General features: G+C 42.5%; 15 protein-coding genes and 1 tRNA gene. 4 read left to right on the top strand and 12 right to left on the bottom strand.

Annotation, left to right across the window (positions count from 1 at the left end):
• Positions 1 to 117 precede the first annotated feature (117 nt).
• The 8 genes from serA to ACOQOA_RS01200 all read right to left on the bottom strand — a co-directional run bounded on the left by serA (position 118) and on the right by ACOQOA_RS01200 (position 8,220).
• Positions 118 to 1,698 (bottom strand): phosphoglycerate dehydrogenase, encoded by a 1,581-nt coding sequence (serA, locus tag ACOQOA_RS01235; protein WP_420546852.1) that lies wholly within the window; start codon positions 1,696 to 1,698, stop codon positions 118 to 120.
• Positions 1,699 to 1,755: 57 nt separating this feature from the next.
• Positions 1,756 to 2,904 (bottom strand): phosphoserine transaminase, encoded by a 1,149-nt coding sequence (locus tag ACOQOA_RS01230; RefSeq protein ID WP_420546851.1) that lies wholly within the window; start codon positions 2,902 to 2,904, stop codon positions 1,756 to 1,758.
• Positions 2,905 to 3,322: 418 nt separating this feature from the next.
• Positions 3,323 to 3,589 carry a hypothetical protein gene (locus ACOQOA_RS01225; RefSeq protein WP_420546850.1) on the bottom strand — a complete coding sequence of 89 codons (267 nt, stop codon included), beginning with the start codon at positions 3,587 to 3,589 and terminating at the stop codon, positions 3,323 to 3,325.
• 45 nt (positions 3,590 to 3,634) lie between these two features.
• Positions 3,635 to 4,528, bottom strand: coding sequence for a S49 family peptidase (locus ACOQOA_RS01220; protein WP_420546849.1), 894 nt, complete (start codon positions 4,526 to 4,528; stop codon positions 3,635 to 3,637).
• Between the two features lie 142 nt (positions 4,529 to 4,670).
• On the bottom strand, positions 4,671 to 6,680 hold the full coding sequence (locus ACOQOA_RS01215) for a methyl-accepting chemotaxis protein (protein WP_420546848.1): 2,010 nt from the start codon (positions 6,678 to 6,680) through the stop codon (positions 4,671 to 4,673).
• Positions 6,681 to 6,919: 239 nt separating this feature from the next.
• On the bottom strand, positions 6,920 to 7,105 hold the full coding sequence (locus ACOQOA_RS01210) for a (2Fe-2S)-binding protein (RefSeq protein ID WP_420546847.1): 186 nt from the start codon (positions 7,103 to 7,105) through the stop codon (positions 6,920 to 6,922).
• A gap of 120 nt (positions 7,106 to 7,225) precedes the next feature.
• Positions 7,226 to 8,002, bottom strand: a complete 777-nt coding sequence (locus ACOQOA_RS01205) for a tRNA1(Val) (adenine(37)-N6)-methyltransferase (RefSeq protein WP_420546846.1) — start codon at positions 8,000 to 8,002, stop codon at positions 7,226 to 7,228.
• Between the two features lie 5 nt (positions 8,003 to 8,007).
• Positions 8,008 to 8,220 (bottom strand): DUF2007 domain-containing protein, encoded by a 213-nt coding sequence (locus tag ACOQOA_RS01200; protein ID WP_420546845.1) that lies wholly within the window; start codon positions 8,218 to 8,220, stop codon positions 8,008 to 8,010.
• A gap of 178 nt (positions 8,221 to 8,398) precedes the next feature.
• On the opposite strand from ACOQOA_RS01200, the gene ACOQOA_RS01195 reads away from it, so the two are divergent.
• A complete protein-coding gene (locus tag ACOQOA_RS01195) occupies positions 8,399 to 9,421 on the top strand; it encodes a polyprenyl synthetase family protein (RefSeq protein ID WP_420546844.1) in 1,023 nt (340 codons plus the stop codon).
• A 38-nt stretch (positions 9,422 to 9,459) separates the two neighbouring features.
• Here ACOQOA_RS01195 and ACOQOA_RS01190 read toward each other — a convergent pair whose 3' ends face one another.
• From ACOQOA_RS01190 to ACOQOA_RS01175, 4 genes are read right to left on the bottom strand one after another with little or no spacing between them, the layout of a single operon-like run.
• Positions 9,460 to 10,044: a histidine phosphatase family protein gene (locus tag ACOQOA_RS01190; RefSeq protein WP_420546843.1), complete on the bottom strand. Its 585-nt coding sequence runs from the start codon at positions 10,042 to 10,044 to the stop codon at positions 9,460 to 9,462.
• Positions 10,041 to 11,279, bottom strand: a complete 1,239-nt coding sequence (locus ACOQOA_RS01185; protein WP_420546842.1) for a multidrug effflux MFS transporter — start codon at positions 11,277 to 11,279, stop codon at positions 10,041 to 10,043. The genes ACOQOA_RS01190 and ACOQOA_RS01185 overlap by 4 nt, the downstream gene beginning before the upstream one ends.
• Entirely contained in the window at positions 11,279 to 11,893 is a 615-nt protein-coding gene (locus ACOQOA_RS01180) for a histidine phosphatase family protein (protein WP_420546841.1), read from the bottom strand. The genes ACOQOA_RS01185 and ACOQOA_RS01180 overlap by 1 nt, the downstream gene beginning before the upstream one ends.
• Positions 11,883 to 13,511 carry a GMC family oxidoreductase gene (locus tag ACOQOA_RS01175; RefSeq protein WP_420546840.1) on the bottom strand — a complete coding sequence of 543 codons (1,629 nt, stop codon included), beginning with the start codon at positions 13,509 to 13,511 and terminating at the stop codon, positions 11,883 to 11,885. The genes ACOQOA_RS01180 and ACOQOA_RS01175 overlap by 11 nt, the downstream gene beginning before the upstream one ends.
• A 270-nt stretch (positions 13,512 to 13,781) precedes the next feature.
• Here ACOQOA_RS01175 and ACOQOA_RS01170 point away from each other — a divergent pair, with 270 nt between their 5' ends.
• The 3 genes from ACOQOA_RS01170 (at position 13,782) to ACOQOA_RS01160 (ending at position 15,654) form a co-directional block, all read left to right on the top strand.
• Positions 13,782 to 14,237, top strand: a complete 456-nt coding sequence (locus ACOQOA_RS01170; protein ID WP_420546839.1) for a hypothetical protein — start codon at positions 13,782 to 13,784, stop codon at positions 14,235 to 14,237.
• Between the two features lie 130 nt (positions 14,238 to 14,367).
• Positions 14,368 to 14,444, top strand: a tRNA-Arg gene (locus ACOQOA_RS01165).
• A 76-nt stretch (positions 14,445 to 14,520) separates the two neighbouring features.
• A complete protein-coding gene (locus ACOQOA_RS01160; RefSeq protein ID WP_420546838.1) occupies positions 14,521 to 15,654 on the top strand; it encodes a DUF6538 domain-containing protein in 1,134 nt (377 codons plus the stop codon).
• Positions 15,655 to 15,736: the final 82 nt, after the last annotated feature.

Genomic DNA, 15,736 nt, shown 5'->3' with positions numbered 1-15,736 from the left:
AATACTCACTGTGACGGAGAAATTGGTGCAATGCAACATAAATTCCTAATTCCCAAAATAGAAAAAGCCCCGAAAGATAACGCTTCCAGGGCTTTTAATAATTTTTAGAAGTTAAACTTATTTGAAGCTCAACAGCTTAGCTTGTTTTACATGTGGGATCGCCTGTATCAAAGCCATACAATCATCATCTAGCGGACTGTCGAGTTGTAAAAGCGCGATTGCCTCACCACCTTCTTCGGCACGCCCAAGATGGAAAGTTGCAATATTTGCATCTACATTCCCCAAGGTTTGACCAAGCTGGCCAATCATACCTGGTTTATCTTCATTGGTAATATAGAGCATATGCTCTGTAAGTTCGGCTTCAATCTCAATACCTTTCACCTCTACTACACGAGGTTTCTGCCCCCCAAACAAAGTTCCTGATACCGTGCGTTCAAAATTCTCAGTTGTTACAACCAAACGGATCAAAGTTTGATAGTCACATGGGCGATCATGTTTCACTTCAGAAACTTCAATGGAACGATCACGGGCGATACTTGGCGCATTCACCATATTCACGCTATCACTAAACGGACGTAAGAGACCTGCTAATACCGCTTGTAATAATGGTTGTGTATTCAGGCTTGCAACATGTCCTTCAAATTCAACACGAATAGCCTTCAAACCACTTTCAGTGACTTGACCAGCAAAGCTACCTAACTGTTCAGCTAAACTCATATATGGTCTTAATTTCGGCGCATCTTCCGCAGAGACAGATGGAATATTCAGGGCGTTTGTCACCGCACCAGTTAACAGATAATCAGATAGTTGTTCTGCAACTTGAATAGCAACATTCACCTGCGCTTCGGTTGTAGAAGCTCCTAAATGCGGCGTGCATACCACATTATCCATATTGAAAAGTGCATTCTCTTTTGCTGGCTCAACTTCAAATACGTCAAGTGCCGCCGCAGCAACCTTACCACTTTCCAAACCTTCTTTCAGATCGACTTCATTAATAATACCGCCACGGGCACAGTTAATAATACGAACGCCATCCTTCATTTTGGAAATCGCATCTTTATTGATCAGATTCCGCGTACTATCGGTCAATGGAGTATGCATGGTAATGAAATCAGCACGCGCTAACAGATCATCCAACTCTACTTTCTCAATATTTAGCTCTTTTGCACGCTCTTCAGACAGAAAGGGATCGAAAGAAATAACCTTCATTTTCAACCCTTGTGCACGATCCGCCACGATAGATCCAATATTGCCACTGCCAATGAGACCGAGGGTTTTGCCAAAAACTTCAACGCCCATAAATTTGGATTTTTCCCATTTCCCTGCATGGGTGGATTCATTTGCCATCGGAATTTGACGGGCACATGCCATCATCATTGCAATCGCATGTTCAGCGGTGGTAATAGAATTACCAAATGGTGTATTCATTACAACAACACCATTTGCTGTCGCCGCTTCTTTATCGATATTATCGGTCCCAATACCCGCACGGCCAATCACTTTTAGATTAGTTGCGGCCTCCAAGATTTCCGGTGTTACTTTCGTAGAGGAACGAATAGCCAAACCGTCATATTCGCCAATGCAGGCCTTTAACTCATCCGGTGTCATGCCAGGTTTAAAATCAACATCAACGCCGCGTTCTTTAAAAATTTGTTCTGCAAGCGGATCCATTTTATCAGAAATAAGTACTTTAACCATTTGTCTTACTTTCAGTATAATTCATTAGCCTAAAAGGCTGGTAATTTCGTGAAATTCTTATGCTGTAATCTGTGAATATGCCCAATCCAACCAAGGCATAAGTGCCTCCATATCAGCTGGATCAACGGTCGCACCGCCCCATAGGCGTAAACCTGCTGGTGCATCGCGATAACCATTAATGTCAAAAGCAACGCCTTCCTTTTCCAACAAGGTTGCCATTTTTTTCGGCGCACCGTCGCGCTCCTCATCTTGAAGAGAGCAGCTATCAGACAGTTTTAGACAGATTGATGTGTTTGATCTTAGTGTTGCATCAGCACAAAGGAACTCTATCCAATCAGTCTTTGCAACCCAATCTTCAACCGCTTTTAAATTAGCAGAAGATCGTTTTTGCATTTCCGATAATCCACCAATGTCTTGGGCCCAGTTTAAAGCATCCAAAACATCTTCAACACATAACATAGATGGTGTATTGATCGTGGCACCGCTGAAAATACCCTCAATTAATTTTCCACCTTTCGTAAGACGAAAAATCTTAGGTAAAGGCCAAGCAGGTGTATAACTCTCCAGACGCTCTACAGCACGTGGGCTAAGCACCAACATTCCATGTGCACCCTCACCTCCTAGCACCTTTTGCCAAGACCACGTGGTCACATCTAGCTTTTCCCATGGAAGGTCCATGGCAAATGCTGCAGAGGTTGCATCACAAATAGTTAAACCGTTCCGATCATCCGCGATCCAGTCGCCATTTGGAACCTTCACGCCACTGGTTGTGCCATTCCATGTGAACACCACATCTCGGTTTTTATCAATCTTGGTCAAATCAGGTAGTAAGCCGTAATCAGCAGTATAACTATTCACATCTTCAAGCTTCAATTGTTTGACAACGTCAGTGATCCAACCGCTACCGAAACTTTCCCAAGCCAGCATATCCACACCACGTGCCCCTAAAAGAGACCATAACGCCATCTCAACAGCACCTGTATCAGATGCGGGAACAATACCAATTTTATAATCTGCTGGAATGCCAAGAATTGCACGCGTATCGTCAATTACCTTTTTTAGCTTTGCTTTGCCTTCTGCGGATCTATGAGACCTGCCTAACGATGCGCCGCCTAAACCCGATGTCGACCAACCAGGACGTTTCGCACAAGGCCCGGAAGAAAAGAAAGGTCGTGCCGGTCGGATTGTCGGCTGATTCATAGTCATTTTTTGATCCTCATATTAATCAGTAGAATTTGTGGATATGCCACAATAACAAACGTCTATCACCTTTTGTGATAAATAAGCATCGCTTGTTTGCAATGCAGCAAATACCCAGTTTCAAAAACTAAATCAACCGCTAATTTGTCGCATTTACCTATATCAATGGTCGCTTTTAAATAAAAAATATAATTAAACGGTTAATCAAAGAAAAAATGTAAATAGCAGCAACGATTTAAAACATTGTTTTCGGGGCAAAAGAACAAAACAAATACACAAAAAAAATTTCATTTTTTTTATCAAACATATTCCAAAGTAAGATTTTGAAATGTATAGACAATCTGTTTTTTGGGGAAAATCAACCAAATCGGTTCAAGTCAGATGGTTTGGCCATAAAAAAGCCGTCATAAAGACGGCTTATAACTTATCGACGCTTGCAGCTACATTCACTACCTACTGGAATGAATGTACCACAACGAGGGCATTTTTCTGTATCCTCTATAATTTCAGCATCCGTCACACCAGACCGCTCACGGGCTGCTTTGCGAACACGTTCCCCCATCGTCCGCTCGCCCTTTTTACGCTCACCACGATCTACGCGCTGTAAACGCCCGATATATTTAAATCCATACCAGACTGCGGCAATTAAAAGCCCTAAGACGATTATTTTTTGTAAACTGAAACCTAACATATCTTTTGTTTAGCTGCGTTGAAGCCCATGGGTCAAGCATTAAGCTTATAAACCTATACGAGACCACCAGGAACGTTCCTCTGCAGAAGACATAATATCTTCACCAACACCTGACAAACTCAAACCTGCGAATTTACCTTCTAAACCAAGTTTTCGTTGAATGAAGGATTTAGGTGCAGATGCCTCTTTAAATTTGGTTTTGTCACCAAACTTTTCCTTACAAATGTTGCGTAATTCACCTAGTCCATCTACCAGACCATATTCAGCCGCCTTTGCCCCTGTCCAAAAACTACCAGAAAAAAGCTTCTTTTCTTCTTCGGTTAATTTTCCTTCTCTACGACTACGAACATAATCTTTGAATTGCTCATGAATATCGTTCTGCAAGGATTTCAAATGCTTAATGTCTGATGCTTTTTCTTTTGAGAAAGGATCAAGTTGGGACTTGGACTCACCGGACGTATAGACACGGCGCTCAACCCCAATCTTCTCTAATAATTCTGTAAAACCAAAGCCTGCTGAAATCACACCAATTGATCCGACAATACTAGATGAATGCGCATAAATTTCATCCCCTGCACAAGCGAGCCAGTATCCACCAGATGCTGCTGCATCTTCACAAAATGCATATACAGGAATTTCTTTTTCTTTAGCCTTCTCACGAATACGTCCTGCAATCAGCGCCGACTGTACCGGAGATCCCCCAGGAGAATTAATAGATAAAGCAACTGCTTTTAAGTGCTTTTCTTCAAAAGCTTTTTCAATAACTTCTTCCAGCGCTTCTAAGCTCAACCCTTTCTTCATAAAACCAGCAGCACCAATAACACCATTCAAGCGCAATACAGAAACAACGGCCTTTTGGGCTTGTTTCTCAGCCAGCTTATGCCCGATGAAGGGAATGTAACGAAGTTTGGATTTTTTCGCTTTGGAAGATTTGGACATCATAAAACCTTTAATGATTCAAAATTGTTCTTACTGAGCTAATGCGTCTCATGGAGTTTGCCAAGTGCAAAGAGACAATTTTCATAAAAAATGCCTGAGGAAATTTTCACTCAGGCATTTTTTCTTTTTTTTGCTGATTTATCTATCCCAATCGAATTTGGTTTAGGAATTTGGTCAATTCAGACTTCAACCGATCTGCTTGAGACGATAACTCTTCAGCAGCAGACAGCGCGACTTGAGATTCACTACCAGATTTTTCGGCTGATACACTCATATCAGAAATCACGCTTGATACTTCGTGTGTCCCTGCAGATACGCCCTGAACATTTCTTGCGATTTCTTGCGTCGCAGCTCCTTGCTGAACAACTGCACCTGCCACCATAGAAGAGATACTATTCATTTGTTCAATTGAGTCACTAATACCCTTAATCGCTTCCACAACCTCATCCGTTGCAGATTGCATATCATTAATCTGAGTTGAAATCTCTTCTGTTGCTCTTGCGGTTTGTGTTGCTAAAGATTTCACCTCATTCGCCACAACAGCAAAGCCTTTACCCGCATCCCCTGCACGTGCAGCCTCAATGGTCGCATTCAATGCAAGTAGGTTTGTTTGTTCGGCAATTTCGTTAATCAGCTGAATAACGTTACTTACTTTATCTGCTGTCTCTTCCAGACCACTGACGCGCTCACTCGCTTTTTCGGCATTTTGAACGGCCTCTTCAGAAATCGCGGAGGAACGCTCTACCTGACCATTGATTTCTTGCACAGAATAGGAAAGTTCTTCTGCTGCTGACGCTACTGTCTGGATATCATTGGAAACGCCCTCAGCCGTTGTCGCAACAACACCTGCACGAGAAGATGTCTCATCAGAAATGCCTGATAGGGATTGAGCAATATTGCGCATTTCACTGGAACGACCTGATACAACATCAACAATGTGCCCTACATTGGCCTCAAAATCATCTGCAAGTTCCGACATCAAACGCTTTTTCTCTGCGTCGGCTTGCAAGCGTTCCGCCTCACGTTGATCTTCTAGCTGCTTCACACGAATTGCATTATCCTTAAAAACTTGTACTGCTTGCGCCATAGAACCAATCTCGTCTTGACGTTCTTTAGCAGGAACATCTACGGATGTATCACCTTCTGACAATCCAACCATGGATTCTGTCATAGATACGATCGGCTTCGCAATACCGCGTGCCAACAAGTAAGCTAATACAACTGCCATGGCAGCACTGATAATCGAAGCAATGATAGAAATTTGTGTCGCTGCATTAATATCGTCTTCCGCTTCGACGGAAATTTCTTCCTGTCTATTCAAGAAACCTTCGATTAAAGACAAGGTAGCCGCCTCTACAGCATGACTGCCATCTCTTAACGCACCTGTCATCAAAGCATTTCGTTCAGCGATCGTCTTTCTTGTTGTCTCCAAAATCTCTTTATATTTCTTCAAATCCCGGTTGGTTTTCTTAACCAACCCTTTCATCCGTTTTACTTCTAATTGCTTATCAAGCTTGGCAAAGCCTTTTTCAAAACGTGCGATTTGTTTTTGTGCTTTTTCGTAAGACGCTTCATCGTTATTTGCTAAAAAGTCTTTAATGAGACTTGTCACAGTACTGAAGGAGCTAAAAGATTCACCTGCCATAAAAGTAAGGTCAGCATCCCCTTCCAAGCTGATACTATCCATGAGGGCGAAAACATTGGTTTCAATATTTGATCCAATGGAACTCAAATCTACATTAATTAATGTCTGACGTTGATTTTCTTTTTCCTGAACAAGCAAGAAGGCTTCACCATATTGCGTCAGGCCAGCTTTCAACTCTTCAAACATTGAGATCGTTGTCGAATTTTCATGCCCAGATAATTCGGAATCAATCTCAGCGTTTAAAGCTTCAATTGCTTGCGTTACCTTGATCGCATTATCTTCGATAGGTACTAACAGATAATCACTAACGGCTACTTGGATTTCCAACATCTCCGCTTGAATTTTACTTGCTGAGTTTGTCGTATGGGTCAAATCCCGCACTTCTTCGAATTTCGCAAATGTGTTTTGCAAACTCACAATACCAACGCCGCCAATACCAAGTAGCAATGCCAGCAATATTACATTGGTTAAGCCAATTTTTGTCGAAATTTTTAATCGACCCAGCATCGAAAACTCCTCACAGTTTTTCATCAAAAGGATAATCAGCACACATATTCACATAGTTATAGCGTAGATTATTCCATTTCCCCAAATCCAAAATATGATTAACGCATATATTGATTGGTCGTTCAATTAAAAAAGGACAGGATTTTATCTATCTGACATGAAGTTTTTATGACAGAAACAAAAAAACGCCCTCTAAATAGAAAGGCGCTTTATATATTCACGTATCAAGAGATTTTAAATTAATCGGCTGCAGCTAATTGCATCTTTTCGCGATCTTGGATCATATTTTTGATATCATTCGCACATGTGCCACATTGTGGTTTGACTCCACATGCGGAATAGACATCTTTCACTTTCCGATGCCCACTATCAATCGCTTGATTGACTTTCTTATCACAAATAGCGTTACAAATGCAGATATACATTTAGAATGTCTCTAATATTAATAATCACTCTTAACTTATAACTGATAATGATTATTAAAAACAAAAGAGTCAAGAGTAAAAGTGAGAATCATTCGCAAGAGCACATATTTTTTAGATTAGTTACTCTAGACCATGCCCCGCCCAAAGAATAGCTTCGGCTTCTCTCGTATAACGTCTTCCTTCTTCATGCAGGCATAACCCGGGATGCATTACAGATCCGCCTTTCACAGCCTTGCGCCCACGAATAATAACGCGCTTTGCAGCTTCTCCAGCTTTTGGCCATAACGGAATAATCGTAATCTCCCCCAACTTCCCTCTCAAATGAGACAATATTTCATCCAGCCGATCTGCCCGCTGGATCATCACAAACCAACCTTTTTGTTTTAGCTTTTTTAAGCCGACATCTAACCATTTATCCATAGTTACATGTGACTCAATATTAGCTTTTTGCCGAATTTCGTCCGGGGAATGCTGGGCTTTTGCAAAATCTACATAGGGCGGATTTGTTATCACTAAATCAAAGCTATTACTTTCTACACCTTCAATATACTTCTCAGATAAATCCCCATGCACCGCTGCAAACAAAGTTCCAAAATCATTTCGATGAGCATTCTCCAGTGACAGTTTGGACAAATCTTCCTGCATTTCCAAAGCAATCATTTCTATATTGGCAACCCGATGAAGATAACATAAGCCTGCAGTTCCAACCCCAGCGCCTAAATCAAGGGCCCGACCTTTTGATAAGACAGGTGCCGCAGCAGCAAGCAATACCGGATCCATTGCAGCGCGATAGCCAATTTTGGGTTGTAAGATTTTAAGCTGTCCGCCAAGAAAAGCATCATCAGTTAACCCACGTGACTGCATATCATCCGATAAACTATTCAAGATGTCCTGCATCACATTTATTCCGCGTTAAGGTCTAGGTTATCTAAAATCGACTTAGCCATAAAATAATCTTCATCCACAACCATCAATCTTTTTGGGAAAAGTCCATTATCACCATAGAGGCTACTCATATTTTGATCGAAGACCAAAACATCTATTTCCTGCTCTGCTAACATGGCCTGAATATAGGAAATTTCCACCGGGTCGAGGCTGACATATATCTCTTTCATAGATGAATACCTAAAAAATCCCTATTTTTCGTCCATTTTTAAACGCATTTGCTTGACCCATCGCCCGCAATACTTATGTTGCATCTTAATGGAATGAGGGTGCCGTGTATCGGCCGTTTGGTCAAGCATCCACATCTTAAGGACAGATTTATAGAACCGTATGGTCAAGGAGCCTCCTATGGGTGTTGTCGTCGACATCAATGATGGTCAATCTGCTGAGAAAGCACCAAGCATCGATAAATTAATGAAGCTTGTTGAAAATGATATCGTTAAGGTTAACCAACATATCATCGACAATATGCAAAGCCCTGTGGCATTGATCCCACAATTAGCTGGCCATCTTATCGCGGCAGGCGGTAAACGCTTACGCCCGATGCTCACATTGGCTGCTGCACAATTATGTGGATATACAGGTAGCCGCCATATCGGTTTAGCAGCCTGTGTTGAATTCATTCATACAGCCACGTTATTACATGATGATGTGGTGGATGAATCAGACCTTCGTCGTGGCCAAGATAGCGCAAGAGCCATCTGGGGTAATGAGGCTTCCGTTTTAGTCGGTGATTTTTTATTTTCACGTTCCTTCCAGTTAATGACTGCGGATGGTTCCCTTCCAGTTTTAAAAATCCTTTCGGATGCCTCCGCAATTATTGCTGAAGGTGAAGTGCTCCAATTGATGACAGCACATGATCCGAAAGCCAGCGAAGAAGATTATCTACAAGTTATCAAGTCAAAAACAGCACAGCTTTTTGCAGCTGCCAGCCAAATTGGCGCTGTTGTTTCAGACCGTTCCAAAGAAGAAGAAAAAGCACTTGAAAACTTTGGTATGAATTTGGGTATCGCGTTTCAGTTGATTGATGATTATCTAGACTATTCTGCGAAACAGGCGGACCTAGGAAAAGCTGTCGGTGATGACTTCCGGGATTGTAAAGTGACCTTACCAATCATTTTGGCGTGGAGCCGTGGTTCAGAAGAAGAACGCGAATTCTGGTTACGTACAATTGAACGCGAAGAACAAAATGACGATGATCTTGAAAAAGCAATGGAGATCATGGAAAAGCATAATACGCTGCAAGACACAGTGGAACGTGCTCGACATTACGGCTCAATGGCTAAAGACGCTTTAGGTATCTTCCCTGACAATGAAGCTAAAGCTTGTTTAAAAGAACTGGTAGATTTCTGTATCTATCGTGCATATTAAGATAAAGGCCCGTTGAACGGGCCTTTTTTATTTATGATTTAAAGCGGAATATATTCAAAATCCCAACTTGTATCATTCACAGGAAAAATGCGAATTGGCGTCGCATTTTTCAAATCTTCATTACCTGATAATCCTAGAATATCTCTTAAAGCCCAGAAAACACCACCATGCGCTACAACCATCGGTAATCCACTTGCTTTAATTTCTTGCGCATTTTCCAGTGAATTAATTAATCCACGTTTAATCCATTCCAGTTGATCCTGATAGCTATCCCCACCTTCATAGGATACCTCTCCTTTTCGCCATGCATGATATAGCCCATCATCTTTTTGGCCTTCCAGGGATCCAAAATCGGGTTCTCGTAAATCATTATCTGCCCTTACAGAGATATTATGAGGGGCTGCAATAATTTCTGCGGTTTCAAACGCACGTTTTCTTGGGCTGGCATAGGCAGATTTAATAGATAATCCTTTCATTGCATACGCTGCATCACGAGCTTGCTGTCGCCCTGTTTCATTCAACGGAATATCAGAGATACCTTGTACTAAATCTTGTAAATTCCAATCGGTTTGTCCATGACGAAGATAGATAAACTCAACCCTTGGGATCATGCTATTACTCATGATGTTTCTTCCTTAAGCTCAATCTTCTCGGTCAAAAACCCTAAGATGAAATAAGCAATACAGCCAAAAGATAAGATGCCCCCCATCACTGTTACCATCGGTAACGCGGTCCCATCATACATCATACCTACCAATAGACCGCCGAATGCCCCACCTGCCATCTGCATGGATCCGGACAAAGCTGATGCAGAACTACGTTGGCCATCACCTGCCGCTTCCATAATAAAAACAGGCCCGGTGGCAAAAACAAATCCGATCCCCATACCAAACAACATCATGCCTGCGGCCAGAACATACAAATCTTCCACCCCCATCATAACAGGAATAAACAATAGTCCGCCGGATAACATAGCAATAACACACCCTGTTGATACTAATAGATGACTATCTATTCTCTTCGCAAGCCTTCCAACACCTAAACTTCCCACCATATAAGCGACCACCACGATTCCATGAAAATAGCCGAAATTTTCTGTCGCGACACCTAGTCGCTGGATGACAACGAAGGTACCCGCAGTAAGATATGTATAAAGAGAACCTGTGACACAAATCATCAAAATTGCATAACGCCAGAATGATAAATTCATCATCAACTGACCATAACCGGACGCAATTTTACGGAATTTTAAGGCATTCGGATCAGGATAGCCGGTATCAGGCAAGATCTTCCACACGAAGAAACACATCACAACAGCCATGCCAGCAAGCGCATAGAAATTTGCCTGCCATCCAAGCCAAACAAAGATATAGCCGCCGATTATAGGACCAACCGCGGGGACCAGCCCGATCACAACCCCATATATGCTCATCAGCTGAATTGATTCTTCCCGAGAATATAAAGATCGAATAACAAGTATTACAACAACTGATGGAACACTCCCGAAGAACCCTTGCAAAACACGTCCCGCAATTAATGCTTCAACAGACCAGGCCAAAGCACAGCCGATCGAAACGAAACAGAAGCTAATCAACGCCCCGGCCAATAACTTGCGATGACCAATACGATCCGATAAGGGGCCATGTACCAATTGAGCAATGGAATATGCCAGAATATTCAAACTCATGGTCAACTGAACTGTTTTGGGATCACTGTCTAGTAACTCAGGTAAGTGAGGTAGGCTTGGTGTATACAAATCTGTCGATAAGATACTCACACCACTGGAACCAATTAACACTGCGGGAATAAGCCAACGCGCTTGTGACTTTGGCAATTTATCTGATTGATATTCGCCCATTACATCATTCCCCCGACAACATTTGCCCATTCCATTAATGGTTTCATATGCCATTTACCCTGCTTTGTATATAATCTGACAGGTGTTGCATTTGGGATATCTAATTCGCCCCCAATATCAAGTGCATGACAGATTGCCCAATAGACGCCACCATGGGCAACAATTAGAGGCAGCCCCTTCTGATTTTGACTAGAATGAGCAAGAGACACGCCCAATCCTCTGATCACACGTTGTTGGAACTGTAAAAAACTTTCCGCACCTTCCGGACAATACTCACCAGCCCGCCAATCAGCTGCCCAGCCCTGACGGGCTTGCCCTTGCGCGGCACCAAACATCGCCTCACGTAAATCATCTTCCTCATAAAAAGGAACATCATGCGTTAATCGAATGATTTCCGCTGTTTTCTTTGCACGTACCAACGGGCTGGTTACAATGTAAGAAATATCAACCTGTGCCAACAGGTTCGCTGCATCATATGCTTGCTGCAAGCCTGTTTCATTCAATTCAATATCTGTATGGCCCTGAATACGCCCTTGCAGGTTCCAATCCGTTTCGCCATGCCTTACAAAAAGGAAATCATATTTCCCCTCGAGACATAATAGATTATCGCGCATCTTCTAAAATCATATCCGCTGCTTTTTCACCAATCATAATCGCCGGCGAGTTTGTATTTCCCGACACTATATTTGGCATAATAGAAGCATCGGCAACACGCAACCCTTCTAATCCATGCACACGTAATCTGGCATCAACCACAGCCATATCATCACTACCCATTTTGCACGTGCCAATCGGATGGAAAATAGTTGAGGCAATATTACCAGCTTCCTGAACCAATTCATCTTCAGATTGGAAAGAAGGCCCTGGTAATAGCTCTTCTGGTTGATATGCCTTAACTGCTTCAGCTTCCATAATCTTACGTGCCAAACGAATAGATTTAGCAGCAACAATTTTATCCCCTTCCGCAGAGAGGTAATTGGTCGTAATTGCTGCCTGTTGTTCCTGGTCTTTGGATTTAATATGAACTGATCCGCGGCTTTCTGGCCGTAAGTTACAAACAGAAACAGTGATTGCCGGGAATGGATGCAATGGATCACCAAGCTTATCCGTGCTTAATGGCTGAATATGAAATTCCAGATCCGGTGTTTCCAAAGAGGGATCACTTTTCGCAAATGCGCCCAATTGACTTGGCGCCATAGCTAAAGGTCCTGAACGATTTATCAAATATTGCAATCCCATACCTATCTTACCAAACAGGCTATTGGCTTTCTGATTAAGTGTTATCGCATTTTGAATCCGGAAAACTGTACGAATTTGAAGATGATCTTGAAGATTTTCACCCACACCTTTCAAATCATGCTTCACATCAATCCCCATATCTGAAAGAAAGTCAGCTTGACCAACACCGGACATTTCCAAGATTTTTGGTGAGTTAATGGCGCCCGCGGATAAAATGACTTCTCGCCCCGCTTTAGCTTGATAAGTTTGTCCTTTAGATCGGAATTGGATACCAGTTACCTTCTTACCTTCAAGGATCAAATGGTCCGTATGAGCATGTGTCCAAACAGTAAAATTTGGACGATCCATTGCAGGACGCAAAAATGCTTTCGCCGTGTTCCAGCGAACACCGCTTTTTTGGTTTACCTCGAAATAGCCAACCCCCTCATTATTTCCGTCATTAAAATCTTCGCGGCGTGGAATACCGACTTCTTCCGCTGCATTTTGAAAAGCGTCTAGAATATCCCAATGCAAACGTTGTTTTTCAACACGCCATTCGCCGCCTTCGCCATGCAGCTTCGTTTTTCCTTTATAGTGATCTTCAGACTTGGTGAAGTAAGGCAACACATCATCCCAGCTCCACCCTTCATTCCCCATCTGGCGCCACATATCATAATCACGGGCCTGACCACGCATATAAATCATCCCATTGATAGAAGAACATCCACCCAACACCTTACCACGCGGATAATTTAAACTACGTCCATTTAAACCCGGGTCGGATTCCGTCTTCATCATCCAATCCGTTTTAGGATTATTCATCGTATAAAGATAACCTACAGGGATATGAATCCAGGGATAGGTATCTTTGCCGCCAGCCTCTAACAACAAAACCTTATTTTTAGGGTCGGCAGATAACCTGTTGGCCAGCGCACATCCCGCGGAGCCGGCTCCCACAACGATATAGTCATACTCACCTGCATGCTCATAGGACAAATCAGAACTTTGTGCCATTTTGCAGACTCCCTCCCAAGAATTATATTTTTATATGTGCAAAAATGATCAAACAATCTTAAAAGATATGAAAAATATATCAATCATATGGAAAAATACTTTAATCATGATTTATAAATTAGCAATCTTTTTCCAATAAAAATTAATATTTTAGTTTAAAAATGCATCTAACGAGCATATCAAGAATAAGTGACTTCCTTTTTTGCGAAAAACACTCTATTTCTTGAGTAGAAATTAAAAAAATATTCCAAATGAAGGAAGTTTATCGTCATGGATAAAAAACGGATCATTACAGGCGTGTTATCAATCTACATTGCCTTTGTATTTATTCAGTCTCTTTTCTTTAAGTTTACAGGCTCCCCTGAAACAGACCATATCTTTGGCATCTTGGACAAATGGGCCGCTGATAGTTTTGGCCTGGAAGGCTTGTTCCTGCCACCCGGTATTTTTAACGCCTATGTTATCGGTGGTGCAGAATTGATTGCATCCTTAATTTTGCTGGGCGCCCTGATCCGCAAATGTAACTTAGGCAGCGCCATTGGTGGTGCTATGGCAAGTGGCATTATGACAGGTGCGATTTTCTTCCACCTCTTCACCCCGTTAGGCGTTGAAGTACAAGGGGACGGCGGTACGCTCTTTATTATGGCTTGCGGTGTCTGGATTTCAGGCATGGTGTTACTGATCTGGAATCGCCAATCAATCTTTTCTCTTTTAGGCAAAGCATAAAAGAAATCTTACATCCATATGGGAGAGTGAAAAAATCACTTTCCCAATACCACATTCCACTATATAACCCGCAACGACTCATCTATAGTCGCTATATTGTTTTGAAAGATAGATTTTCAAAATCTAAGACGCACCCATAGCTCAGCTGGATAGAGCGCTGCCCTCCGAAGGCAGAGGCCAGAGGTTCGAATCCTCTTGGGTGCGCCAGTTTCTCCCTCAATACATGCCTCAACCTATTGATATCTCAGTGTAGTTATTCATTGCTGCATGAGGGGTAGACCAGATGGTAGACCAAAACACGCCCTCTTATTTGTACAAGAAGAGAGGCATCTGGTATTTTTCAAAACGTGTTCCAAGTGACGTATTGGAACACCACCACAAACCAAGAATCATTAAATGCCTGCGCACGACCAACCAGTCACATGCGATACGCTTGAGTAGAATGTACTATGAGAAGCTAGAGGCGTATTGGCTAAGCATACGTATGCAGAAAATGGATTTCTTACTGCCAACACAATCGACTACCACTCATCACCTGCAATCCAGTAACACACCACTCTTGACCGAAGCTAAAGACACTTACATTCGCCTCAAAGGACATGGAAAGGGGCAAGTTTTCCAACGCACAACCGAGCGATGCATTGAATATGTCGCAAAGGCTTTGGGCAATAGACCAATTGGAGAATACACCTCTGCTGATGCGGCCACTTTTCGTGACACGCTGTTTGAAAGAGGATTAAGCTCATCCTCAGTCACTCGGATATTCTCCACAATACGATCCATCATCAACATAGCCATTCAAGAGAATGGTCTTGATGTAAAGAATGCTTTCGCCCGCACCTTTATCCCACAAAAAGATGATAAAGAAGATCGTAAACCAATACCAGATGAGTACATCCGCAAGGTTCAAAGTGAATGCTATAAGAAAGATGACAGCCTGCGACACTTAATTGCCTTAGTCAGCGACACAGGCATGCGCCTATCTGAGGCTGTAGGTTTGGTTAATGAAGATCTGCACCTAGATTTTGAGATCCCATACATTAATCTTAGGCCTCATCCATGGCGACCACTAAAAACTAACGACAGTACACGCAAGATACCTCTTGTAGGTGCATCATTATGGGCAGCACAACAACTCGTATCACAAGAAGGTTTTCTATTTCCACAATACAACAAGACCGGAACAAGCAACGGTAATTCCGCCAGCGCAGCAGCAAACAAATGGCTTCGCAGTCGTGTACCTAATGGATGCGTTATGCACTCTTTCCGGCATAGCATGCGTGATAGACTACGCGCCGTAGAGTGCCCTGCGGGTATAATTAACCAGATAGGAGGTTGGCACACAGCTGGCGTTGGTGAAGGTTACGGAAACGGCTTCCCAATACAAATCACCCATAAATGGCTTAATAGACTATGACCTAGCGCCTTAAATACACTTCACAGCCTCAACTCACACAAGAACCCTCTAAACGATAACTTTTAACCAGATAACACTTGAA

It is taken from the genome of Curvivirga sp. (assembly GCF_965219885.1).
In the GTDB taxonomy this organism is placed as follows: domain Bacteria; phylum Pseudomonadota; class Alphaproteobacteria; order UBA8366; family Aestuariispiraceae; genus Curvivirga.
This window is presented reverse-complemented; position numbering and strand designations above follow the sequence as displayed.

Coding starts and splice junctions, on each gene's coding strand:
- ACOQOA_RS01205 (WP_420546846.1), bottom strand. CDS start 8,002: ATGCAGGACATCTTGAATAGTTTATCGGATGATATGCAGTCACGTGGG.
- ACOQOA_RS01175 (WP_420546840.1), bottom strand. CDS start 13,511: ATGGCACAAAGTTCTGATTTGTCCTATGAGCATGCAGGTGAGTATGAC.
- ACOQOA_RS01215 (WP_420546848.1), bottom strand. CDS start 6,680: ATGCTGGGTCGATTAAAAATTTCGACAAAAATTGGCTTAACCAATGTA.
- ACOQOA_RS01185 (WP_420546842.1), bottom strand. CDS start 11,279: ATGGGCGAATATCAATCAGATAAATTGCCAAAGTCACAAGCGCGTTGG.
- ACOQOA_RS01180 (WP_420546841.1), bottom strand. CDS start 11,893: ATGCGCGATAATCTATTATGTCTCGAGGGGAAATATGATTTCCTTTTT.
- ACOQOA_RS01210 (WP_420546847.1), bottom strand. CDS start 7,105: ATGTATATCTGCATTTGTAACGCTATTTGTGATAAGAAAGTCAATCAA.
- ACOQOA_RS01200 (WP_420546845.1), bottom strand. CDS start 8,220: ATGAAAGAGATATATGTCAGCCTCGACCCGGTGGAAATTTCCTATATT.
- ACOQOA_RS01160 (WP_420546838.1), top strand. CDS start 14,521: ATGGTAGACCAAAACACGCCCTCTTATTTGTACAAGAAGAGAGGCATC.
- ACOQOA_RS01195 (WP_420546844.1), top strand. CDS start 8,399: ATGGGTGTTGTCGTCGACATCAATGATGGTCAATCTGCTGAGAAAGCA.
- ACOQOA_RS01220 (WP_420546849.1), bottom strand. CDS start 4,528: ATGTCCAAATCTTCCAAAGCGAAAAAATCCAAACTTCGTTACATTCCC.
- serA (WP_420546852.1), bottom strand. CDS start 1,698: ATGGTTAAAGTACTTATTTCTGATAAAATGGATCCGCTTGCAGAACAA.
- ACOQOA_RS01225 (WP_420546850.1), bottom strand. CDS start 3,589: ATGTTAGGTTTCAGTTTACAAAAAATAATCGTCTTAGGGCTTTTAATT.
- ACOQOA_RS01230 (WP_420546851.1), bottom strand. CDS start 2,904: ATGACTATGAATCAGCCGACAATCCGACCGGCACGACCTTTCTTTTCT.
- ACOQOA_RS01170 (WP_420546839.1), top strand. CDS start 13,782: ATGGATAAAAAACGGATCATTACAGGCGTGTTATCAATCTACATTGCC.
- ACOQOA_RS01190 (WP_420546843.1), bottom strand. CDS start 10,044: ATGAGTAATAGCATGATCCCAAGGGTTGAGTTTATCTATCTTCGTCAT.